The sequence below is a fragment of the Nocardiopsis eucommiae genome, assembly GCF_965344335.1.
Taxonomy (GTDB): domain Bacteria; phylum Actinomycetota; class Actinomycetes; order Streptosporangiales; family Streptosporangiaceae; genus Nocardiopsis; species Nocardiopsis eucommiae.
Genome location: NZ_CBDRIY010000023.1, coordinates 14,863 through 36,281, shown reverse-complemented (window position 1 = coordinate 36,281; position 21,419 = coordinate 14,863). Strand labels below are relative to the sequence as shown.

20 protein-coding genes and 1 pseudogene are annotated in these 21,419 nt (G+C 72.9%); 10 read left to right on the top strand and 11 right to left on the bottom strand.

Annotated elements, in window-relative coordinates; genetic code table 11:
• The first annotated feature begins 109 nt into the window (after window positions 1–109).
• Entirely contained in the window at window positions 110–1,498 is a 1,389-nt protein-coding gene (locus tag ACRWK8_RS16205) for an LURP-one-related/scramblase family protein (protein ID WP_431871257.1), read from the top strand.
• 165 nt (window positions 1,499–1,663) lie between these two features.
• Window positions 1,664–2,623, top strand: coding sequence for a quinone oxidoreductase family protein (locus ACRWK8_RS16200; protein ID WP_378739400.1), 960 nt, complete (start codon window positions 1,664–1,666; stop codon window positions 2,621–2,623).
• A gap of 104 nt (window positions 2,624–2,727) precedes the next feature.
• Here ACRWK8_RS16200 and ACRWK8_RS16195 read toward each other — a convergent pair whose 3' ends face one another.
• Complete coding sequence (locus tag ACRWK8_RS16195; protein ID WP_431871254.1) at window positions 2,728–3,642, bottom strand: LLM class flavin-dependent oxidoreductase; 915 nt, start codon at window positions 3,640–3,642, stop codon at window positions 2,728–2,730.
• Between the two features lie 28 nt (window positions 3,643–3,670).
• Complete coding sequence (locus ACRWK8_RS16190; protein WP_378739396.1) at window positions 3,671–3,952, bottom strand: GNAT family N-acetyltransferase; 282 nt, start codon at window positions 3,950–3,952, stop codon at window positions 3,671–3,673.
• Window positions 3,953–4,099: 147 nt separating this feature from the next.
• Between ACRWK8_RS16190 and ACRWK8_RS16185 the strand changes: the two genes are divergently transcribed.
• From ACRWK8_RS16185 to ACRWK8_RS16170, 4 genes are read left to right on the top strand one after another with little or no spacing between them, the layout of a single operon-like run.
• The gene (locus ACRWK8_RS16185; RefSeq protein WP_431871252.1) at window positions 4,100–4,855 is read left to right on the top strand and encodes an SDR family oxidoreductase; all 756 of its coding nucleotides are present in this window, start codon (window positions 4,100–4,102) and stop codon (window positions 4,853–4,855) included.
• Window positions 4,856–4,860: 5 nt separating this feature from the next.
• Window positions 4,861–5,643, top strand: coding sequence for an SDR family oxidoreductase (locus ACRWK8_RS16180; protein ID WP_378739391.1), 783 nt, complete (start codon window positions 4,861–4,863; stop codon window positions 5,641–5,643).
• A complete protein-coding gene (locus ACRWK8_RS16175) occupies window positions 5,640–6,653 on the top strand; it encodes a phosphotransferase family protein (protein WP_431871249.1) in 1,014 nt (337 codons plus the stop codon). Before ACRWK8_RS16180 ends, ACRWK8_RS16175 begins: the two co-directional genes overlap by 4 nt.
• 6 nt (window positions 6,654–6,659) lie before the next feature.
• Window positions 6,660–7,880, top strand: a complete 1,221-nt coding sequence (locus ACRWK8_RS16170; protein ID WP_431871247.1) for an acyl-CoA dehydrogenase family protein — start codon at window positions 6,660–6,662, stop codon at window positions 7,878–7,880.
• A 97-nt stretch (window positions 7,881–7,977) separates the two neighbouring features.
• Here ACRWK8_RS16170 and ACRWK8_RS16165 read toward each other — a convergent pair whose 3' ends face one another.
• Window positions 7,978–8,592, bottom strand: a complete 615-nt coding sequence (locus ACRWK8_RS16165; protein ID WP_431871245.1) for a TetR/AcrR family transcriptional regulator — start codon at window positions 8,590–8,592, stop codon at window positions 7,978–7,980.
• A gap of 145 nt (window positions 8,593–8,737) precedes the next feature.
• Window positions 8,738–9,154: a VOC family protein gene (locus ACRWK8_RS16160; protein WP_378739382.1), complete on the bottom strand. Its 417-nt coding sequence runs from the start codon at window positions 9,152–9,154 to the stop codon at window positions 8,738–8,740.
• 75 nt (window positions 9,155–9,229) lie between these two features.
• Between ACRWK8_RS16160 and ACRWK8_RS16155 the strand changes: the two genes are divergently transcribed.
• The gene (locus tag ACRWK8_RS16155) at window positions 9,230–9,829 is read left to right on the top strand and encodes a TetR/AcrR family transcriptional regulator (RefSeq protein ID WP_378739379.1); all 600 of its coding nucleotides are present in this window, start codon (window positions 9,230–9,232) and stop codon (window positions 9,827–9,829) included.
• Between the two features lie 55 nt (window positions 9,830–9,884).
• On the top strand, window positions 9,885–10,469 hold the full coding sequence (locus tag ACRWK8_RS16150; RefSeq protein WP_378739377.1) for a GbsR/MarR family transcriptional regulator: 585 nt from the start codon (window positions 9,885–9,887) through the stop codon (window positions 10,467–10,469).
• A gap of 2 nt (window positions 10,470–10,471) precedes the next feature.
• Here ACRWK8_RS16150 and ACRWK8_RS16145 read toward each other — a convergent pair.
• From ACRWK8_RS16145 to ACRWK8_RS16120, 6 genes and pseudogenes are all read right to left on the bottom strand, one after another.
• Window positions 10,472–11,295: pseudogene (locus ACRWK8_RS16145) on the bottom strand (ABC transporter ATP-binding protein).
• Entirely contained in the window at window positions 11,274–12,290 is a 1,017-nt protein-coding gene (locus ACRWK8_RS16140; protein WP_378739769.1) for a FecCD family ABC transporter permease, read from the bottom strand. Before ACRWK8_RS16140 ends, ACRWK8_RS16145 begins: the two are co-directional and overlap by 22 nt.
• A gap of 86 nt (window positions 12,291–12,376) precedes the next feature.
• Window positions 12,377–13,399, bottom strand: coding sequence for a FecCD family ABC transporter permease (locus tag ACRWK8_RS16135; RefSeq protein ID WP_431871242.1), 1,023 nt, complete (start codon window positions 13,397–13,399; stop codon window positions 12,377–12,379).
• 14 nt (window positions 13,400–13,413) lie between these two features.
• Window positions 13,414–14,439, bottom strand: a complete 1,026-nt coding sequence (locus ACRWK8_RS16130; RefSeq protein WP_431871240.1) for an iron-siderophore ABC transporter substrate-binding protein — start codon at window positions 14,437–14,439, stop codon at window positions 13,414–13,416.
• Window positions 14,440–14,851: 412 nt separating this feature from the next.
• Window positions 14,852–16,003: an FAD-dependent oxidoreductase gene (locus tag ACRWK8_RS16125; protein WP_378739369.1), complete on the bottom strand. Its 1,152-nt coding sequence runs from the start codon at window positions 16,001–16,003 to the stop codon at window positions 14,852–14,854.
• Between the two features lie 80 nt (window positions 16,004–16,083).
• Complete coding sequence (locus ACRWK8_RS16120; RefSeq protein ID WP_431871237.1) at window positions 16,084–17,757, bottom strand: glycoside hydrolase family 13 protein; 1,674 nt, start codon at window positions 17,755–17,757, stop codon at window positions 16,084–16,086.
• A 183-nt stretch (window positions 17,758–17,940) separates the two neighbouring features.
• Here ACRWK8_RS16120 and ACRWK8_RS16115 point away from each other — a divergent pair, with 183 nt between their 5' ends.
• Both ACRWK8_RS16115 and ACRWK8_RS16110 read left to right on the top strand, forming a co-directional pair.
• Window positions 17,941–19,215, top strand: coding sequence for an MFS transporter (locus ACRWK8_RS16115; protein WP_431871235.1), 1,275 nt, complete (start codon window positions 17,941–17,943; stop codon window positions 19,213–19,215).
• A 156-nt stretch (window positions 19,216–19,371) separates the two neighbouring features.
• Entirely contained in the window at window positions 19,372–20,172 is an 801-nt protein-coding gene (locus ACRWK8_RS16110; protein WP_431871233.1) for a cyclase family protein, read from the top strand.
• 13 nt (window positions 20,173–20,185) lie between these two features.
• Here the strand turns inward: ACRWK8_RS16110 and ACRWK8_RS16105 are convergent, their stop codons facing one another.
• Window positions 20,186–21,406 (bottom strand): PP2C family protein-serine/threonine phosphatase, encoded by a 1,221-nt coding sequence (locus ACRWK8_RS16105; protein WP_431871231.1) that lies wholly within the window; start codon window positions 21,404–21,406, stop codon window positions 20,186–20,188.
• Between the last annotated feature and the right edge of the window lie 13 nt (window positions 21,407–21,419).

Here is a 21,419-nt window from a genome sequence, read left to right as displayed (position 1 = left end):
ATAGGTTTCGGCTGGATCCTCCCGGATCCTCCCGACGTGGATCCCCCCGCCTCGCACCCCACCGACCCGCCGCCCCACCGGGGCGACAGCGCCGGAAAGGCCCCACCCCATGCACGCTCCCCTGTTCACCGCGCCCGTGCTGCTGGTCGAACAACCCCGCCGTCTGTTCGCCGCCGAAGGACACTACGAGGTCCTCAGCGACCGGGGCCAGCCGCTCGCGTACGTGAACGAACACATGACCGCGTGGACGCGGACGCACCGACGCGCCTCCCAGCTCCCGCACCGGTTCACGATCTACGCCCCCGACGGCCACCCGCTCCTGACCCTGGACAAGCCCTGGGACCGCGGCCGCCCCTACATCCACGTGAGCGGCCCGCACCACGAGCCCTACGGCACCATCGTCCAGGACCGCTCCTTCCTCGGCTCGCGGTTCCGCCTCAACGACCCCCGGGGCCACACCGTCGCCGAGATCCGGGGCGACTGGAGCGGCTGGGACTTCACCGTCCTGGACCACGCCGGGATCGAGATCGCCCGGATCGGCAAGGAGCACCCCGGGCTGGGCGGTGGGTTCTTCACCACGGAGGACCGCTACGCGCTGGAGTTCGCCTACGACCTGCCCTGGCCGCTGCGACGCCTGGTGATCGGCGCCGCGATCACCGTCGACGTGCTGCTGCACGAGCGCGAGCCGGAGTTCTACCACTCGCACTACGCGGACTTCCACCGCCATCCCGAGTACGGATACGAGCCGCGCCACCACTGGCACCACCCCCGGCGCGGATACGTCGTCGACCGGCGCCGACGCCGCCCCCTGGTGGCACACGCCTTCGTGCCGGTCCGTCGTCGGCCCCGCGTGGCCTCCGGCGAGCACGCGGCGGTCTCCCGACGCGACTACCGCCCGGTCTCCGCACGGTCCGAGGCCCCCGCACCGAGGGCCGCCCGCGCCCCACGCGTGGAGCGCCGGGGCGGAGCGGGGTTCGCCTCGCGTTCGGAGGCCCCCGCCAGCGGCTGGACCTCGCGCCGTGAACGCCGCGGACGCGCCCAGGGGGGCGGCGGGACCTCGCGGGCCGCCCGGGTCAAGCGCGAGGTGTCGGGGAACAGGACGGCCGGTCGGGCCTCGGACGGGACGACCGGAAGCGCCGACCGCTCCTCGTCGAGCCCGTCCCCGGGGATCCCCCGTTCCCTGGGCGCCCCCTCCCGCAAGGCGTCCACCTCGCGCGGGACCCCGGCGTCCCGGAGCGCCTCCTCGTCCCGCGGTACCTCCTCACGCAGCGCCTCGTCATCACGCGGGACCTCGTCCTCGTCACGCGGGAGCGCCTCCCGGAGCGGGTCGAGCCGTCTCTCCGGTGGTGGCCGTGGCTTCGGCAGGGCCACCTCCAGCCGGTCCAGCGGTTCGGGAGCGGGCCGTTCGAGCTCCAGCCGTTCGAGCTCCAGTCGCAGGTCCGGCGGAGGCCGCTCGGGAGGCGGCCGTTCCAGCGGCGGCTCCTCCCGCCGCAGGTAGCCCCGGCACCTGTGTCCGGGCCCCTCGCCCCTCGGTGACACACCGTGGCGAGGGGCCCGTCCGCGTCCGGACGCCACACGCCCGTGAGCGGTCGGGCCCGCGATACATACCATCTGGTCGGTATGATGTGCGCCGACACCGCTCCACCATCAGGAAGGGCCCAGCATGCGCGCCATCCAGATCACCGAGTTCGGCGGACCCGAGGTCCTCGTGCCCACGGAGCTGCCGGACCCGGAGCCGGGCCCCGGTCAGCTCCTGGTCGACGTCGCCCTCAGCGGGGTGAACTTCGCCGACACCCACCAGGCGGAGAACAGCTACCTGTCCCCCTCCGACCTGCCCATGGTCCCGGGCAGCGAGGTCGCCGGGCGCACCGGGGACGGCCGCCGGGTGGTGGGCCTGCTCAACGGCGGTGGAGGCTACGCCCAACGGGCGGTGGTCGACCCCAACCTGGCGTACGACATCCCGGACGACGTGACGGACGCGGCGGCGCTCGCCCTGGTCGTGCAGGGCGCCTCGGCCTGGCTGCTGCTGCGCCGGACCACCCGGATCGAACCCGGGGAGTCGGTCGTGGTGCACGCCGCCGGCGGCGGCGTGGGCACCCTCGCCGTGCAACTGGCCCGGCGGTTCGGCGCCGGTCGGGTCATCGCCGTGGCCAGCACCGGGGACAAGCGCGACCTCGCCCTGGAGCTGGGCGCCGACGCCGTCGTGGACTCCTCCGCCCCGGACATGACCACCGCGCTGATCGACGCCAACGAGGGCAGGCGGGTGGACATCGTCCTGGACATGGTCGGCGGCCGGATCACCGACGAGAGCGTCCGGGCCCTGGCCCCGTTCGGGCGTCTGGGCTTCTACGGGATGGCCTCGCGCGAACAGCCCTCCCCCGTGAAGCTGCCCAACCTGATGCGCCACTCGGCCACGGTCGGCGGCATGTGGCTGCCACACGCCTACCTGCTTCCGGGCGACGTGGTCGGCCAGGCCATGCGCGAGCTCTTCGCCCTGGTCTCGGAGGGCGCCCTCCGCCCGGTGCTGGGGACCATCTACCCCCTGACCGAGGCCCGGCGCGCCCACCAGGACCTGCGGGCCCGCGGCACCGTGGGCAAGCTGACGCTCGACCCCTCGGCGTAGCGGGACGCACCTCTCGGAACGCCCACCTTTACGAAGTAGATTCACTATTGTCCGTTTTTCTCCGTTCCGGGTGGCACCCGGAACGGAGGAAACGGCTTTCGGCGTCAGGCCCGGGCCGCGCGCACGGCCTCCCGGACGGCGGGCACCACCTCGGCGGCGAACAGCTCCACCTGCGTGGCCGCGTTCTCCGCCGGGCCGAGCACGAACGTGTCCATGCCGTGCTCCAGCACGAACCCGGTCACCGCCTCGACCCACGCCTCCACCGGTCCGCGCAGAGGGTCCCCCGGGGCGCCCTCGACGCCACGTCCGGTGATCGTGCCCCACAGGTTGTACACGCGGCGCACGGACGCCGGGCCCCGCCCGGCCTCGGCCGCTCCCGCGTCGATCCGGGCGTGCGCCTCCGCCAGCCGCTCCGGCCCCAGGTTCGCGTGGGAGACCACCCAGCCGTCGGCGCTCCGGCCCACGGCCCGCAGCATGCGCGGACCGCCCACCCCGAGCCAGATACCCATGTCGTGCACGGGGGCGGGTCCCGGCCTGACCCCCGCGAGCCGGTGGTACTCCCCCGCGAAGCGCACCGAACGCTGGTCGGACCACATCAGCCGGATCACCTCCATCGCCTCCAGGAGGGAGTCCGCGGCCTCGCGCGGGGTCCGGCGCTCGCCGCCCATGGCCTCGATCGCCTCCCAGAACGCCCCGGCACCCAGGCCGAGCTCGAACCGTCCCCCGGAGAGCACGTCCAGGGAGGCCGCGTTCTTGGCCAGGACCGCCGGTGGCCGCAAGGGGAGGTTGGCGACGTCGGGGAAGACCCGCAGGCGCTCGGTGCGGGCCAGCACCGTGGCCATCAGGCTCCAGGTGTCCAGGTGGCGCCGCTGGTAGGGGTGGTCCTGGAACCCGGCGAAGTCGAGACCTCCGCGCTCCGCCGCCTCGATCACCGCCCAGGTCCGCCGCAGGGTGTCCGGGTCGGCGTCCGGGGAGGGGAAGACACCGAAGGCGATCTCGCGCCCGTAGTCAGTACTCACGCTCGTGGCTCCTTTCCACGCGGATCCGTCAGCGGTACACGAGGTCGGCGTATTCGCGGTGGCGTCCGATCCACTCCTTGACGAAGGGGCAGAGAGGGAGGACGGCGAGCTCGCGGGTACGGACGTCGTCCAGGGCCGCGCGGACCAGGATGCTGCCCAGCCCCCGCCCCTCGTAAGCGGGGTCGATCTCGGTGTGGGTGAAGGTGATGAGCTCGTCGGTGAGGATGTACTCCGCGAATCCGGCGACCTCGCCGTCGGTGGTGACCTCGTAGCGGCGGCGCTCGGGAACGTCGGTGACCTCGGTGGCCATGGTGGAACCTCCTGTGTGCGTGGCACGGGCGACCGCGCCCGCGTCCGCGTCATTGTCCCCTGGCCTGCCCACCGGCCCCTTGCGGCACGCGCCCTCACCGACATAGAGTCTCCGTGACATACCGACCAGTCGGTCTAGGGAGTACGCATGACATCGCGGTTCGGCGGGCGCACCGCCATCATCACCGGTGCCAGTCGCGGCATCGGCCTGGCCGTCGCCCAGCGACTCGTCTCCGAGGGCGCACGCGTGTGCGTCACCGCGCGCAAGCCCGAACCCCTCAAGGAGGCGGTCGAGGCCCTGGGCGGCCCCGAGCACGCCATCGGGATCCCCGGCCGGGCCCACGACCCCGAGCACCAGGACGCCGCGATCGCCGCCACCGTCGACGCCTTCGGCGGCGTCGACCTGCTTGTCAACAACACCGGGATCAACCCGGTCTACGGCCGCATGGTCGACCTCGACCTCGACGCCGCCCGCAAGATCTTCGAGGTCAACGTGCTCTCCGCGATCTCCTGGGTCCAGAGGGTGTACCGCGCCGGAATGGCCGAGCACGGCGGCGCCATCGTCAACGTCTCCTCCGTGGCCGGAACCAAACCCGCCCCCGGAATCGGCTTCTACGGCGCCAGTAAGGCCATGCTCAGCCACATCACCGAGGAACTCGCGGTCGAGCTGGGCCCCGGGGTCCGTGTGAACGGGGTCGCCCCCGCCGTGGTCAAGACCCGCTTCGCGGAGGCCCTGTACGAGGGGCGCGAGGCGGAGGTGGCCGCCCAGTACCCTCTGGGCCGCCTCGGCGTGCCCGAGGACGTCGCGGGCGCGGTCGCCTTCCTGCTCTCCGAGGACGCCGCGTGGGTCACCGGCCGCACCCTGGTGCTGGACGGCGGCGTCACCCTGACCGGAGGGGTGTGAACGGCATGGATCCCGACGGCATCGGAGCCGTGGTCACCGGCGGCGGGAACGGGATCGGCGCGGCCCTCGCCCGCCGCCTCGCCGGGGCCGGAGCACGCGTCGTGGTCAACGACCTGGACGCGGACGCGGCGCGGGCGGTGGCCCGGGAGATCGGCGGGACCGCCGTCCCCGGGGACGCCGCGAGCGAGGAGGGCGTGGCCGCCCTGGTCGGCGAGGCCGGGGAGCGTCTGGGCGGGATCGACCTGTACGTGGCCAACGCCGGGGTCGCCGTCCACGGCGGACCCGAGGCCCTGGAGGCCGACTGGGACCTGTCCTGGCAGGTCAACGTGATGGCGCACGTGCGCGCGGCCCGAGCGCTGGTCCCGGGGTGGCTGGAGCGCGGCCGTGGCCGCCTGCTCACCACCGTGTCCGCCGCCGGCCTGCTCAGCATGCTGGGCAGCGCCCCGTACTCGGTGACCAAGCACGCGGCGCTGGCCTTCGGTGAGTGGATGTCGGCCACCTACGGGGACCGGGGCATCACCACCCAGTGCCTGTGCCCCCTCGGTGTGCGCACCGGCATGCTCGACTCCACCGGGCCGGAGGGCCGCGCCATCCTCGCCGGTGAGGCCATCAGCGCGGAGGAGGTCGCCGAGGCCGTGATGGCCGGGCTGGCGGACGGGCGCTTCCTGATCCTGCCCCACCCCCGGGTCGCCGACTACTACGCCGCCCGGGCCACCGACACCGACGCCTGGCTGGCCGGGATGCGCCGTCTCCAGGCACGGGTGTTCACCAGCGAGGAGCGAGCATGAGCGAGGCACTGCCCGGCCTGGACCTGGAACGGCTGCGCGCGCACCTGGACCGCGAAGTGCCCGGCCTGGTCTCGGGGCCGCTCGCGGGCCGGGTGATCACCGGGGGGAAGTCCAACCTGACCTACACGGTCACCGACGGCGCCGGATCGTGGGTGGTGCGCCGCCCGCCGCTGGGGCACGTGCTCGCCACCGCCCACGACATGCCCCGCGAGTACCGCGTGATGACCGCGCTGAGCGGGACGGCCGTGCCGGTGCCGCACACCCACCTGCTGTGCGAGGACACCGAGGTGCTGGGCGCGCCGTTCTACGTCATGGAACACGTGGTGGGCACCCCGCTGCGCACCCTGGACGAGATCGCCCCGTTCGGTTCCACGGGGGTGCGCGCGCTCGCGGACGCCCTCGTCACCACGCTGGGCGAGCTGCACGCGGTGGACCCCGAAGAGGTGGGCCTGGCCGACTTCGGCCGCCCGGTCGGCTTCCTGGAGCGCCAGGTGCGGCGGTGGAGCAGGCAGCTGGAGGCCTCCCGCAGCCGCGACCTCCCCGGAATCGACGAGCTCCGGGACCGCCTCGCCGCCACCCTCCCCGAACAGGGCGCGCCAGCGATCGTGCACGGTGACTACCGGCTCGACAACGTGCTGGTCACCGAGGACGGTCGGCTCACCGCCGTCCTCGACTGGGAGATGGCCACCCTCGGGGACCCCCTCGTCGACCTGGGTCTGATGCTGGTCTACCGGGAGCAGCCCGTGACCGGCGGCCGGAGCCCGGCCACCTCCGCCAGGGGGTTCCCCTCCTCCCCCGAACTCGCCCGGATGTACGCGGCCGCGACCGGCCGCGACGTGTCCCGGCTCGGCTGGTACGTGGCCTTCGGCTGCTTCAAGCTCGCGGTGATCGCCGAGGGCATCCACTACCGGCACGCGCGGGGCCTGACCGTGGGGGCGGGTTTCGACGGGATCGGGGACGTGGTCGTACCCCTGGTCCAGCGCGCCCACTCCGTACTCAAGGAGGACTGAGGACCGATGGACTTCGCATTCGACGCCCGGACCGAGGAGCTGCGGGCCCGGCTGCTGGCCTTCATGGACGAGCACGTCCACCCCGCCGAGCCCGTGTTCGCCGCCCAGCTGGCCGAGCGCGCGGACCACTGGACCGTCCCGCCCGTGGTCGAGGAGCTCAAGACCGAGGCCCGGCGGCGCGGGCTGTGGAACCTCTTCCTGGCCGGGCACCCCGAACACGGGGGGCTGCCCAACCTCCAGTACGCCCCGCTGGCCGAGATCACCGGGCGCAGCCCCCAACTGGCCCCGGTGGCGCTCAACTGCTCGGCCCCGGACACCGGGAACATGGAGGTGCTGACGATGTTCGGCACCCCGGCGCAGAGGGAGCGGTGGCTGGAGCCCCTGCTGGACGGGCGGATCCGCTCCGCCTTCGCGATGACGGAGCCGGGGGTGGCCTCCTCCGACGCCACCAACATCACCACCAGGATCGTCCGGGAGGGCGACGAGTACGTGGTGAACGGACACAAGTGGTTCATCACCGGGGCGCTCAACCCGGCCTGCGAGGTCCTCATCGTGATGGGCCGGACCGACCCCGGCGCCGAGCGGCACCGCCAGCAGAGCATGGTGCTGGTGCCGAGGAACACCCCGGGGCTGCGGATCGAGCGCGGCATGAGCGTGTTCGGCTACGACGACAGCGACCACGGCGGTCACGCGGAGGTGTTCTTCGAGGACGTCCGCGTGCCGGTCGGGAACCTGGTGGGGGGCGAGGGCGAGGGGTTCGCGATCGCCCAGGCCCGGTTGGGACCGGGGCGCATCCACCACTGCATGAGGTCGATCGGCATCGCCGAGCGCGCCCTGGAGCTGACCTGCAGGCGGGTGCTGGAGCGGGTCGCGTTCGGTCGGCCGCTGGCTGAGCAGGGCGTGGTCCGTGAGTGGATCGCGGAGGCCCGGGTGGCGATCGAGCAGCTGCGCCTGCTGGTGCTCAAGACGGCCTACCTGATGGACACCGTGGGCAACAAGGGGGCGCACACCGAGATCCAGGCGATCAAGATCGCCACCCCGCGCACGGTGGAGTGGATCCTGGACCGGTGCGTGCAGGCGCACGGCGCGGCCGGGGTCAGTCAGGACACTCCGCTGGCCGGGTGGCAGGCGGGGGTGCGCTCGCTGCGGCTGGCCGACGGCCCGGACGAGGTGCACCTGCGTTCGCTGGCCCGGGCGGAGCTGCGCAGGTACGCGTCGGGGAACTGAGCCTCGCGCCGCCGTGGGGCGGCGCCGAGGGTGAGGGCCGGGGGCGGAACGCGCCCCCGGCCCTCGGCCGTCCGCCTCCCGTGGCGCCGGTCGGTCCTCAGGTCTGCGGGCGCAGCCCCGCGACGAGCAGGTCCGCGAAGTGGCGGCCGACGTCGTCGCCGGTGAGTTCGCCGTCGTGCCGGTACCAGGTGCCCAGGTGGTGCACGGAACCGAAGAAGTAGTCCACGACCAGGTCGGCGGGGACGTCTGAGCGGAAGACCCCCTCGCTCTGGCCCTGCTCGATCATCGCGCGGAAGATCTCGTGGTAGGCACGGCGTTCGGCCCGCACGCTGCGCTGCTTCTCCGGGGCGAGCTGGTGCATGGACCGGAAGAAGATCTTGGTGTCGTCCATGTTGGCGACGCTGGTGACGATGACGTCGGCGGCGGCGGCGTGGACGCGTTCGGCCACGGGCGCCTCGCGGGCGGAGATCTCCACGAGGTGTTCGGTCTGCATCCGCAGCACGCGCGCGTAGACCTCGTGGAGCAGGTCGTCCTTGGAGCCGAAGTAGTGGTACATGGCCCCCTTGGTCACGCCCGCCGCGGCCACGACCTCCTGGACCGAGGTGCTCTCGAACCCCTGCTCAGCGAAGAGCCTCGTGGCCGCCTCCAGCAGGCGTTCGGGCACGGTTCCGTGCCCGGCTCCCGCCTCGGCCGTCCGCCGTCCTCGCGCCATGTCCCGCCTCACCTCGTGCCCCCGCGGTTCCCCGGCGGGAGTGTCGACCACCGACCCCGACAGCATACCGACCGGCTGGTACCTCGCGCGTCGCGCACGGGGCGGGCCGGGGAGCACGGCGACGCGGGGGCGGCGGCCGGGCGCCTCAGTCGAGGAACCGCTCCGCGTACTCGTCGGAGGGCTCGATCGGGGTGATGACGTCGATCAGGACCCCGGCCGGGTCGGCCACGATGAAGTGCCGCTGCCCGAATCCCTCGCTGCGCAGGGTGAGCACGGGCTCCAGCCCGCCCTCGACCACCAGGCGACGCCACTCGGCGTCCACGTCCGCCACCTCGAGGTTGAGCAGCACGCCCTGGGCGGTGGAGGCCCGGTGGCCCTCGGGCAGGGTCGGGTGACCGGCCGCGAGCAGGGCGAGTTCGTGGTCCGGCGGGCCGGGACGGCGCAGGCTCACGTACCAGTCCGCCACGAAGGTGTCCTCGAAGCCGAACCACCGCGTGTAGAAGGCGTGGCTCTCCTGGAGGCGGGGGGTGCACAGCACGGGGTAGAAGCCGTTGAGGCGCATGAGCGCTCCTTTCGCATACCAACGGTATGTCGAGTACGCTATTCACGTACCGTCGGTATGTCAACAGGAGGATCCGTGACCAGGGACACCGGAGCCAGGGCCGAACAACGGGAGCGCACCAGACGCGCCCTGGTCCGGGAGGGCCGCCGCCTGTTCACCGAGCGCGGGTACGGCGGGGTGGGCCTGGCCGAGATCGTGGCCGCCGCCCAGGTAACCAAGGGCGCGCTCTACCACCACTTCAGGGGCAAGACGGACCTGTTCCGGGCGGTCCTGGAGCAGGCCCAGGCGGAGGTGGGCGCCGCCGTGGCCGAGGCCGCCGACGCCCACGAGGACCCGTGGGAACGGCTGACCACCGGGTGCCGCGCCTTCCTCACCGCCAGCACCGCCCCCGACGTCCGTCGCGTCATGCTGGTGGACGGGCCCGCCGTCCTGGGGTGGAGCGAGTGGCGCGCCCTCGACGAGACCTCCTCCGCGCACCACCTGGCCGAGGAGCTCGCCTCACTCGTGGAGGCGGGCGTCATCGCGCCGCGGCCGGTCGCCCCGCTCTCCCACCTGCTGTCCGGAGCCATGAACGAGGCCGCGCTCTGGCTGGCCGACACGGGCACCGAACGCGACCTGGAGGACGTGTGGTCAGCGCTCGCGCACCTGCTGGAGTCGTTGCGCGCCGCCCCCTGAGCGCTTCTCCCGAAACCGGCGGAAGGCCGACCGCACGGGCGATATCGTGGCCCCCATGACGCAGGGGGCACGAGGGGAACGGGCGTGGGACGCGGGTGCGGCGCGGGGGCCGGAGGGCGGGACGGAGGAGTTCCGTGACGACTTCGTCGGGCGCTTCGCCGCCTACTGGCAGTCCCAGGGGCGCCCCAAGGCCGAGGGCCGCATCGTGGGCTACCTGCTGGTGGCCGACCGGGACGCGGTCAGCGCCGAGGCCGTCGCCGAGGGCGCCGGGGTGAGCCGGGGTTCGGTCTCCCAGGCGGTGCGCCGTCTGCGCGAGCTGGGGTTCGTGACCCTCGTGGACGCCCCCGACAGCCGTTCCCGGCTGATCAGCATGGACGAGGACGTCTGGGGCGGGTTCCTGCGCAACGAGCGCTCCTACCTGCGTCAGCAGCGCGACCTCGCCGCCTCCGCGCTGGAACGCCTCCCCGACCTGGGTGAGTCCTCCCGCGCCCGGCTGCACAACATGTACGACTACATGACCTGGCTGGACGGCTACCACGACGTGCTGCTGGAACGCTGGGAGGAGTACAAGGCCGCCCGGGGTGAGCGAACCCCGCCGGGCCCCGGGGCCACGACGCCGAGGCCCCGGCCGGGCACCTGAGGTCAGGGGGTCGCGGGCGCCCGCTCGTGCGGGATCACCAGCGGCGTCCCGGTTCGAGGATCCGGCACCACGTCGCAGGCCAGCCCGAACACCGACGCCACCCGCTCGGCCGTGACGACCTCCTCCGGGGGCCGTCCGCGACCACCGCTCCTCCGTCCATCATCACCACACGCGTGGCGAACCGGGCCGCCTGGGCGAGGTCGTGCAGGACCGCGACCACGGTGCGCCCGCCGCGGTGCAGGTCGGCGAAGAGCTCCAACAGGTCGTACTGGTGCGCGATGTCGAGGTAGGTGGTGGGCTCGTCCAGCAGCAGCGTGCCGCTGTCCTGGGCCAGGACCATCGCCACCCAGGCGCGCTGGCGCTGTCCTCCCGAGAGCGACCCCACCTGGACGTGTGCGAGGTCGGTGAGCCCGGCCAGCTCCAGGGCCCGCGCCACGGCGGTCTCGTCCTCCGGGCTCCACTGCCGCAGCAGGGTGTGGTGCGGGAAGCGTCCGCGCGCCGCGAGGGCGCGGACGGTGATGCCCTCGGGGGCGAGGGGGCTCTGCGGCAGCAGCGCCAGTTGGCGGGCGACCGCCTTGGGGCGCTGTGAACGCACGTCGCGCCCGTGCAGCAGCACCCGCCCGGAGCCCGGCTTGTTGACCCTCCCCAACGCCTTGAGCAGGGTGGACTTGCCGCAGCCGTTGGGGCCGACGATCACGGTGAACTCGCCCCGGGCGATGGTCAGGTCCAGGTCGCGCACGACCGGGTCCGCGCCGTAGCCCAGGGTGAGGCCCTCGGCGGCCAGGACCGGGACGGTCTCTCGGCTCACAGTCTTCCCTTTCGCCATTCACGGATGAGCAGGTAGCCCAGGTACACACCGCCGAACGCCAGGGTGAGGACGCCGACCGGCAGGCCCTCGGCGATCGGCGCGTGCTGGACGGCCAGATCGGCCGTGACCAGCAGGAACGCCCCCACGAGACCGGACAGCGCCAGGTTGGGGCCGGGCGCCCCGCTGAGCCTGCGGGCGATCTGCGGAGCGGTGAGGGACACGAACGCGATCGGCCCGGCCACGCTCACCGCCGCCGCCGACAGCACCACGGAGAGGACGACCGCGGCGGTGCGGCTGCTGGCGGCCCGGGCCCCGAGGGAGTCAGCGAGCTCGTCGCCCATCTCGTTGACGGTGATGGGACCGGCCAGGGCCACGACCATCGGGACCGCGAGCGCCAGGGTGAGCCAGATCGTGGTGGAGTGCTCCCAGGAGCGGGCCCCGAGGCTGCCGTTGACGTACGCGGCCAGGACACTGGCCTTGTCGCGGGCCATTACCGAGACCACGAAGTGCGTGAAGGCCTGGGCCATGGCGGCCACGCCGATGCCCGCGACGATCAGCCGCCCCGGGTCGCGCAGCCCGGTTCCGGTCACGGCGGCCACGACCGTCACGGCCAGGGCCGCTCCGGCCAGCGCTCCCAAGGGGACGGGCACGATTCCGGGGAACACGAGCGCGACGAGGGCCGCACCCGCCCCGGCCCCCGCGCCCAGCCCGATCACGTCGGGGCTGCCCAGCGGGTTGCGGGTCACGGACTGGAAGAGCGCACCGGCCAGGCCCAGGGCGACGCCCGTGCCCACGGCCACGGACAGCCGGGGGCCGCGCAGCCGTTCGAGGGCGAACAGGTGGGTGGCCTCCCCCTGGCCGGACAGGACGGCGGGCAGCTGGGTGAGGGGCACGCCCAGGCGGCCCAGGCTCAGGGTGGCGGCGGCCGCCGCGAGCAGGAGCACCGACAGCAGGAGTCCCACCGCCAGGGAGCGTCGGTGCAGCGGCAGCGCGACGTGGCGGCCGAGTCGCAGGACCGGGAAGGGGGGTCGCGGGGCGGTGGCGGGTTCAGGCGCCGTGCCGGGGCCCGCCCGGTCCGCCCCGGATCGGATCTGGTGGCTCACGTTCCCGTCCTCGACTTCCGGACCACGTACAACAGCACCGGCGCGCCCACGAAGGCGGTGACGACGCCCACCATGAGTTCCATGGGCCGCACCAGGGTGCGGCCCACGACGTCGGCGACCAGCAGCAGGGAGGGGCCGACCAGCAGGGCGAAGGGCACCTGGAGGCGGAAGTCCACCCCGACCAGCCCGCGCACCACGTGCGGGACCGCCAGGCCCACGAAGGCGATCGGTCCGACCGCGGCGGTGGCCCCCGCCGCGAGCACGGTGCCCGCGAGCAGCCCTCCGGAGCGCGCCAGGAACACGTTGGCGCCGGTGGCCACGGCCGCCTCCTCCCCCAGGGCCAGAGCGTTGAGCGAGCCCATGACCAGCAGGGCCAGCAGCGTGCCCGCACCGACCACCGGCAGCACGGCCAGGACCACGTCGTAGCCGCGCCCCGCCAGCGAACCCACCACCCAGTAGCGGTAGCTGTCGAACACGTCCGGCATGTTCAGCGAGACCGCCTGGACGTAGGCCATGAGCACCGCCGAGACCACCGCCCCGGCCAGGACGAGACGGACCATGCCGCCGTCCCCGCCCCGGGTGCCCACCGTGTGGGCGGCCAGCCCGGCCAGCAGGGCACCGGGCAGGGCCCACCAGACGGTGGCGGTGGTGGAGGCGGGGCCGAGGAGCGCCGTGGCGGTGACCACGGCGGCGGCCGCGCCCGCGTTGACTCCCAGGAGACCGGGGTCGGCCAGCGGGTTGCGGGTCACTCCCTGCATGAGGGTGCCCGACAGGGCCAGCGCGGCCCCGGCCACGATCCCGAGCAGGGTGCGCGGGAAGCGGCTCTCGACCACCACGGTGACGTGGGGGTCGCCCTCTCCGAGGAGCACCTGCCACACCTCGACCGGCGAGGTCGGCCTGCTGCCCGCCACCAGGCTGAGCAGGACCGCGCCGACCAGCACCGCCCCGGCCGCGACCAGGACGAGCGCGGCGCGGGCGGGGCCGGTGCGGGGCGGCGCCGCGGATGTCTTCACGATCACGTCGCCGGTTCGCCTCAGTCGTCCAGGGTCCGGGCGGCCTCGTGGATGAGGGGGACGTACCGTTCGATGACCCAGGGCACGGTGAGCGGGTTGATCAGGGAGGAGGCGGTGACGAAGGAGTTGTCGTCACTGGTGACCACGGAGCCGCGTTCGATGGCGGGGATGGAGCCGTACAGGTCCTGGGACTCGATCTCGGCCCGCGTCTCGGCGTCGGTGTAGAAGGTGAAGAGGAGGTCGCTGTCACCGAACCGGTCGGCGTTCTCCAGGCCGACCAGGGCGGAGTCGGTGCCCTCGGTCTCGGGGAAGGTGTCCACGACCGGGTCGACCTGGAGCCCCAGGCCGCGCACCATGGCGACGCGCTGTTCGTCGGGGAGGAAGACGCCGAGCGTGCCGGGCCCGTCGGTGTAGACGTAGGAGAAGGTGAGGTCGGCGAACTCGGGGTTCTCGGCCGCCGCCTCCTCGAACCGGCCCTCGATGTCCGCGACGAGGCCGTCGGCCTCCTCGGGCTGGCCGAGCGCCCGGCCGATGATCTCGATCTGCTCGTCCCAGTCGGTGCTCCAGGCGAGGTCCGGGTAGGCGACCGTGGGGGCGATGTCCGTGAGGATGTCGTACTGCTCCTGGGTCACCCCGGACCAGGGGGCCAGGATGACGTCGGGGGCGAGTTCGATGATCGCCTCGAAGTCGATGTCGTCGGCCCCGGCGAACTGCTCGGGCAGCTCCTCGCCGGACTCGGTGACGGCCTCGTGGATCCAGGGCAGGTACCCGGTGTCGTCGCTGCCCCACTCGTAGCTCTCGATGCCGACCGGCACGGTGCCCAGGGCGATGGCGGTCTCGGCGGAGCCCTGGCCGAGGGTGACGACGCGTTCGGGGCGTTCGGGGATCTCGGCGGTGCCGAGGGCGCTCTCGATGGTGACGGGGAAGGTCCCGTCCGCGTCGCCGCCCGGGGAGGTGTCCTCACCGTCCGTCCCGCAGGAGGCGAGGCCGAGGGCGAGGGCCGAGGTGAGGGCGATGCCGCCGACGCGGCGCAGGGTGGAGTTCATGCTCACTGCTTTCTTCGTCACGGGGAGCGGCCGCGTCGCTCTGGGCGGGCCGGATACGCGCAGGGGGAGGCCCAGGGGAGGGCAGCGCGAAGAAGCCAACAAAACGGGAGAACCCCGACATCAAGCAAGGTTAGTCTAACCTCACTTGATGCGATTTCAAAAAATCTGAACACGGAGCCTCCCCCACCCTGCGAGTCCGGTGGGACTCCGTCCGTTATCGGGCGCTCGATCCAGGCGGAGGGGAGTCCAACGGAGTCACCGCAGAAACCTCCTCTCGCGGAGGGACACATCGGTCTGCCGGTCGCGGGAACACGCCCAAGAAGACCGCCGCCATCGCGGCAACGGAGAAAGCCGCCCGATTCCGTGAACCGAGCGGCTGGAGAGGTGCGAGCTATGGGTGTTGTCCGTGAGGTCAGGGGCGGCGGTCGGTGAGGACGTTGCTCACCCCGCCCAGGTACCCGATGAACTGGCGGGTGGCCAGGGAACCGAGCCGTTCACGGCCCAGGAACCGGGGCGGGGAGAACCGCGTGATCGCCTCCGCGCCCGAGGCCAGCGACGCCAGCTGCACCGGCCCCCGCCGCACCCCCTCGTACCGGCGCAGCGCGGCGGCGGGATCGGCCTCGGCGCCCTCGTCGGACAGGGCCAGGGTCAGCGCCCACGCGTCCTCCAGGGCCTGGTTCGCCCCCTGCGCGGTGGAGGACGCGAAGGCGTGCGCGGCGTCGCCCAGCAGCGTCGCCCCGCCCTCACCCCAGACCCGGCGCACCCGGTGGCGCACGTGCTCGGAGAACGCGAGGTCCTCGTCGCGCAGGTCCTCCAGGACCGCGCGTACGTCGGGGTCGGTCCAGCCCTCGAACAGCCGCCGCAGCACACTCGCCGGGGAGGTCGGCGTGGGGATGCCCGGCCGCCAGCGCACGTCGAACCACCACTGCACGAGGCCGTCTCCGGCGGGCATCATCCCGCACACACCCTGACGCCCCTGGACCACGGCCGCGAGCGTGCCCGACGCCAGGTCCGCGGGCACCCGGGTCAGCCCCTGCCAACTGGCCCAGCCCGTCGGGCGGGCCGGATCGCCCTCCCACAGGTCGCGGCGTGCGGCGGAGCGCACACCGTCCGCGCCGACGACCACGTCACCGGTGGCGCTGGAACCGTCCCCGAAGAGCGCGCTCACGGTGCCGTCGGTGTTGACCCGCACCCGGGTGCACACGCGCCCGTACCGCACGGTGCCCTCGGGCAGCCCGTCGGCGAGGAGGTCGAGGAGCGCGCGCCGGGGCACGGTACGGGACTCGGACCCGTAGTGGTCGCCCACCGCGTCCACGTCGAGCGTGTAACGCGTCCGCCCGGACGGGTCGCGGTTCTCCAGGCCGTCGAGACGCCGCCCGATGCCCCCGACCTCCACCCCCAGGGCACGCAGGGCGGCGGTCCCGTTGGAGTAGAGGCCGACTCCGGCGCGGCCGGGGCGCGGTTCGGGCGCGCGCTCGTGGACCTCGACCCCGTGACCCCTCCCGACGAGTCCCCGGGCCAGGGCGAGCCCTCCCACACCGGCTCCGACGATGACGACTCTCATGAAGGCCCCACTCCCGCTCGATCGGCTGACCCACACAGTACTCACGGATCGGACGCGGGAGCAGGGCCCGGTCGGGAGGATCAGTGGAACAGGTGGACGCGGGCCTCCCAGGGACGCAGCGGGGCCGGAGCCGGGCCGGAGCCGGGGAGGTTGCCGATCAACAGTGTGGAGTCGGGGCCCGCCACGTCCTCGGGCAGATCCACTTTCACCGTGTGGTCGCTCCAGTTGGCCAGCACCAACAGCACCTGACCGTTGTACGCCCGCGTGTAGGCGTAGACCCGCGGGTCCTCCTCCAGCAGTGGAGCGAAGCGTCCGTGCGCGATGACCTGGTGCTTCTTGCGGAGCGCGATCAGACGCCGGTAGTGGTGGAAGACCGACCCCTGGTCCGCGACGGCGGCCTCGGCGTTGATCCGCGTGTGGTTGGGGTTGACTCCGATCCAGGGTGTCCCGGTGGTGAACCCGGCGTTCTCCCCCGCGGTCCACTGCATGGGGGTGCGCGCGTTGTCCCGGCTCATCCGGGCGATCCCGGCCATGGCGGTCGCGGCGTCCACCCGGCCGCTCTCCACCATGGTCCGGTGGTAGTTGAGGGTCTCCAGGTCCCGGTAGTCCGCGATGTCGTCCAGGTGGGCGTTGGTCATGCCCAGTTCCTCGCCCTGGTAGACGTACGGGGTGCCCTGCATCATGTGCAGGGTGGTGGCGATCGCGGTCGCCGACTCCACCCGGTACCGGCCGTCGTCACCGAACCGCGAGACCACGCGCGGCTGGTCGTGGTTGTTCCAGTACAGACTGTTCCAACCCCGGTCGTTGAGCCCGGTCTGCCAGCGGTTGAGCGAGGCCTTCAGCCGGACCAGGTCCAGCGGGCGGGGATCGAACTTGCCGCCGGGGCCGTGGTCCAGGTCCACGTGCTCGAACTGGAACACCATGTCCAGCTCGCGGTTGACCGGATTGGTGTGGATGCGCGCCTGCTCCACGCTCACCCCGGGCATCTCCCCCACGGTGAGCACGTCGCGTCCGGCGAAGACGGTCTCGTGCATCTCGTGCAGGAACTCGTGCATGCGCGGCCCGTTGATCGCGTGTTCGGCGAAGTCCCCGTAGTCGCCGGTCCGTGGCCCGTCGGGGAGCTTGGGGTTCTTGGACACGAAGTTGATGACGTCCATCCGGAACCCGTCCGCGCCCCGGGCCAGCCACCACAGGGCGATCTCGTGCACGGCCGCGCGCACCTTGGGGTTCTCCCAGTCCAGGTCGGGTTGCGACGGGCTGAACAGGTGGAGGTAGTACTCGCCGCGCCCCTCGTCGTAGGTCCAGGCGGGACCAGAGAAGACCGAACCCCAGTTGTTGGGCGGGCCGCCGTCGCGGCCGGGCCGCCAGACGTAGAAGTCGCGCCGGTCCGGGTCGCCCTCGCGGGAGGCGGTGAACCAGGGGTGCCGGTCGCTGGTGTGGTTGACGACCAGGTCCATCACCAGGCGCATGCCGCGCTCGTGCAGCCCGTCCCGAAGGCGGTCCCAGTCCTCAAGGGTGCCGAACCGGGGGTCGATGGCGGTGTGGTCGCTGATGTCGTAGCCGTTGTCGTCCCACGGCGAGGGGTAGACGGGCGACAGCCACACCACGTCCACACCGAGCAGCTTCAGGTAGTCGAGCTTCCCGATGATCCCGGGCAGGTCTCCGACGCCGTCGCCGTCACTGTCGCTGAAGCTGCTCGGATAGATCTGGTAGACGACGCTGGACTTCCACCAGTCGGCGCTGGATTCGGGCATGTGTTCCTTCTCGGCTCGTGGTCGGCTCACCATTCAATCGTTCCGGGCCCCCGTTGTGGAGGGGAATCGCGGCGCCTTCGGGCAGCCGGTTTCCAGGGCAGGAAGCCTCTGGAGGGAACTGGTCTGGACCGGTAGTGTGCACGGGCCCTCACGACCGGCGCGGGGGTGACGGAGGGGTGCCCCATGGAGCACGGTGGACCGACGGACGAACTCGACCGGACACCGCGGAGGCCGGAACCGCACGCCGCGCCCCGGCCCCGGCTGTGGTCCCGGGACTTCGCCCTCTTCTTCGCCGCGCGCGCCGTGGCCAGGACCGGGGACGGGATGCTCCCTGTCGCCCTGGCGGCCGGACTGCTCGCGCACGGGATGGGTGCGGGCGGTGTCGGGCTGGCGATGGCCGCGTTCTCCGCCTTCTTCGTGGGTTCCGTCGTCTTCGGCGGGGTGCTCTCGGACCGGTGGGGCGCCCGGCGCATGATGGTCGCCGCCGACCTGGTGCGCGTGGTCACCCAGGGAACGGCGGCCGTGCTGTTCCTTACGGGGCACGTGGTGCTGTGGCAGATCTGTGTGATCGGCGCGGTCAACGGGATCGCGGCCGGGGCGTTCCAGCCGGGGGTGGCCTCGGTGGTGCCGAGGGTGGCCCGGGACGTGCAGGGTGCCAACGGGGCCATACGCACGGCGGAGGCACTGGCGACGCTGATCGGCCCGGCGTTGGCGGGGCTGCTGGTCGCCGTGTTCTCGGCGGCCGGGGTCTTCGTCGTGCACGCGGCGACCTACGCGGTGGGGGCGCTGCTGCTCGCGCTGATCCGGCTCCCCGAGCCGACCCGTCGGCGCGGCGAGGGGCCGGGGTACGTCGCGGACCTCGTGGAGGGGTGGAGCGAGTTCCGGTCGCGGACCTGGATGTGGTCGGTGATCCTGCTGTGGATGGTGCTGATGGTGACCATGTGGGGGCCGAAGATTCCCCTGACCTCGACGGAGATCATCCTCGGCCACGGCGCCCAGGCGTTCGGGCTGGTGAGTTCCGCGCTGGGCGGCGGCACCGCTCTGGGCGGTGTGCTCGCCATGCGGGTGCGGCCGCGTTTCCCCCTGCGCGCGGGGGCGGTCGCGCTGTTCGGGGCGGGCGCGTACTCGATGGCCGTCGGTCTGGGGTTGGGGGTTCCGTTGCTGGCGCTGGGCGCGGCGGTGAGCGGCGCCGCCGTGGGGTTCTGGGGCGTGATGTGGATGACCAGCGTGCAGACACAGGTTCCGGGGCCGGTACTGGGCCGCATCCACGCCTACGAGGTGGCCGGGTCGTTGGCCATGCTGCCGGTGGGTCAGGCCCTGGCCGGTCCGGCCGCCGGTCTGTTCGGGGCGCGGACCGTGCTGCTGGTCGGCGGGGTGGCGACGCTCGCCGTGGGACTGGTCCTGCTCTTCCTGCGGCCGGTGCGGAACCTCACCGCGGTTCCCCCGTCACACCACTGAGTGGGTCGGACCGATCCGCGAGCCGGTCGCCCCCGTCGCGCCCGCGTCCCTGATCGGAGCGGTTCCTCGCTGGTCTCACCGTCCCGCCCCTGACAGGGTGGACCCGACACCTCCCCGGGGTACGTCTCCGGGGGTTCGCACGACGAAGGGGACGCCATGTGCTTGCACGGAACCGGTGAGACCGTGAGGGCCCGAACGGAGCACACCGCGCCCGCCGGGCCACCGATCCCTCCACTCTCCCCGCGTCCCTGGCCGAAGGGCTTCCGCCGGGTCGTCGACCTCAGCCACACCATCTCCCCCACCATGCCGTCCTGGGACGAGGAGAAGCCGGCGCGGGAGACGGTCGTCCCACCCGCCGCCCCAGGGGAGTTCGGGCTCTACCTCCAACGGTGGAGCATGACCGAGCACACCGGCACGCACCTGGACGCGCCCGGCCACGTGATCGGCGGGGGCCGTCTCGTTCCGGACATCGATCCGTCCGAACTGGTCGCCCCGGCCGCCGTGATCGACATCCGGGCCCGGGCCGCCGAGGACCCGGACACGACGGTGACCGTGGACGACGTCCACGCCTTCGAGCGCGTCCACGGACGCGTCCCCGCCGGGGCGGCGGTCCTGATGTGCTCGGGATGGAGCTCTCGCTGGGCCGAGGGGGACGACCGGGTCCGCGGTGTCGCGGAGGACGGCTCCTGGCACTTCCCCGGGTTCTCCCCCGAGGCCTGCGACTTCCTGTTCTCCCAGCGGGCCATCGCCGGAACCGGGGTGGACACGCTGAGCACGGACCCCGGCTGCTCCACGGACTTCGCCGCCCACGAGGTGGTGGGGCGCGCCGACCGCTGGGGGCTGGAGTCCCTGACCGGCCTGGAGCAGCTGCCGCCGAGCGGGGCGATGATCACGGTGGGCGTGCTGCCCGGGCTGGACGCCTCCGGCGGTCCCAGCAGGGTCCTCGCCCTCTGGTAGTCCGGGTCCGGGGTCAGAGGTGGCCCCGGACCGCACCCCCGGGGGTCCACTCCAGCAGCATGATGGTGGCGTCGTCGGTGAAGGTGCCGCGCTGGTGTTCGTGGATGTCGTGGATCAGGCGCCGCAGAGTCTCGGGGGCGGGCTCGTCGGCGGACGCGGCACGGATGACGAAGTCGGCGAAGCGCTCCAGCCCGAACATCCTTCCCTCGCTGTCGTGCGCCTCCGTGACACCGTCCGTGTAGAGCAGCACCTGGTCACCGGGTTCCAGGGTGACCCGGTGGACGGCGCGCGGGGTGGTGTCGGCGACCACCCCGTCCAGGCCGAGCGGGAGTTCGGGGGTGCGCTCCAGGGCGGCCTCCACCAGGCGTTGGCGTCGGATGAGCAGGGGTGCGGGGTGGGCGCAGTTGGCCCAGGAGAACACGCCGGTGGACAGGTCCAGGGTGGCGAAGATGGCCGTGCAGAAGCGTTCCGGAAGCCAGGTGACCAGGGCGCGTTCCACGTTCTCGGTGAGTTCCGCGAGATCGGCCCCGTTGCGGCGGGCGCTCCGGGCCCCGGCCATGGCGACCGACGCGGTCAGGCCTGAGGCGAGGTCGTGCCCCATGGCGTCCAGGATGACGGCGTGCAGGGTGTCCCGGGTGAGGGAGTGGTCGAAGGCGTCGCCGCCCAGTTCGTAGGCGGGTTCGAGAACGGCCGTGGAGACCCCGCGCCGGGTGCCGAGGGTGCGGGGCGGGAGGAAGGCGCGCAGCATCTCGGTGCGTAGCTGCACGTCGCGGGCGCGGGTGCGGCGGACGTAGGTGTCGCTGTAGGCGCGCTTGGACGTGATGACCAGGGCCAGCAGCGCGGCGAGGGTCTGGCAGCGGCGGAGCCTGGGTTCGTCGATGGCGGGGGTGCGGATGTGCACGACCCCGATGCGGTCGGCACCGTCCTTGAGCGGAAGCCAGAGGCTGAGCGCGTCGGCGCCGCCCTCGACCAGCCGCAGGGTGTCCGACCGGTAGGCCTCTCCGGCGATGGTGGACTCGACGTCGAGGATGGGCCCGCCGGTGAGCGGGACCAGCAGACGTTGTTGCAGGTCCACGAGGTGAACGGTGATCTTGCCGAGTCCGATCGCCGCCCCGTAGCGGTCGGCGGCCTCCAGGACCTCGACGGGGCCGCTGGTGTGCACGGATCGGACGAGGTTCTGGAACAGGAGTTCGCTCTGACCGAGCGCCCCCGTCGCGTCGTGTGCCTCTTCCATGCCCACCCCCGCC

Bases quoted from the DNA above. Each gene is read 5' to 3' on its own strand.
- ACRWK8_RS16205 (WP_431871257.1), top strand. From the start codon at position 110: ATGCACGCTCCCCTGTTCACCGCGCCCGTGCTGCTGGTCGAACAACCC.
- ACRWK8_RS16200 (WP_378739400.1), top strand. From the start codon at position 1,664: ATGCGCGCCATCCAGATCACCGAGTTCGGCGGACCCGAGGTCCTCGTG.
- ACRWK8_RS16190 (WP_378739396.1), bottom strand. From the start codon at position 3,952: ATGGCCACCGAGGTCACCGACGTTCCCGAGCGCCGCCGCTACGAGGTC.
- ACRWK8_RS16185 (WP_431871252.1), top strand. From the start codon at position 4,100: ATGACATCGCGGTTCGGCGGGCGCACCGCCATCATCACCGGTGCCAGT.
- ACRWK8_RS16180 (WP_378739391.1), top strand. From the start codon at position 4,861: ATGGATCCCGACGGCATCGGAGCCGTGGTCACCGGCGGCGGGAACGGG.
- ACRWK8_RS16175 (WP_431871249.1), top strand. From the start codon at position 5,640: ATGAGCGAGGCACTGCCCGGCCTGGACCTGGAACGGCTGCGCGCGCAC.
- ACRWK8_RS16170 (WP_431871247.1), top strand. From the start codon at position 6,660: ATGGACTTCGCATTCGACGCCCGGACCGAGGAGCTGCGGGCCCGGCTG.
- ACRWK8_RS16165 (WP_431871245.1), bottom strand. From the start codon at position 8,592: ATGGCGCGAGGACGGCGGACGGCCGAGGCGGGAGCCGGGCACGGAACC.
- ACRWK8_RS16160 (WP_378739382.1), bottom strand. From the start codon at position 9,154: ATGCGCCTCAACGGCTTCTACCCCGTGCTGTGCACCCCCCGCCTCCAG.
- ACRWK8_RS16150 (WP_378739377.1), top strand. From the start codon at position 9,885: ATGACGCAGGGGGCACGAGGGGAACGGGCGTGGGACGCGGGTGCGGCG.
- ACRWK8_RS16130 (WP_431871240.1), bottom strand. From the start codon at position 14,439: ATGAACTCCACCCTGCGCCGCGTCGGCGGCATCGCCCTCACCTCGGCC.
- ACRWK8_RS16125 (WP_378739369.1), bottom strand. From the start codon at position 16,003: ATGAGAGTCGTCATCGTCGGAGCCGGTGTGGGAGGGCTCGCCCTGGCC.
- ACRWK8_RS16120 (WP_431871237.1), bottom strand. From the start codon at position 17,757: ATGCCCGAATCCAGCGCCGACTGGTGGAAGTCCAGCGTCGTCTACCAG.
- ACRWK8_RS16115 (WP_431871235.1), top strand. From the start codon at position 17,941: ATGGAGCACGGTGGACCGACGGACGAACTCGACCGGACACCGCGGAGG.
- ACRWK8_RS16110 (WP_431871233.1), top strand. From the start codon at position 19,372: ATGTGCTTGCACGGAACCGGTGAGACCGTGAGGGCCCGAACGGAGCAC.
- ACRWK8_RS16105 (WP_431871231.1), bottom strand. From the start codon at position 21,406: ATGGAAGAGGCACACGACGCGACGGGGGCGCTCGGTCAGAGCGAACTC.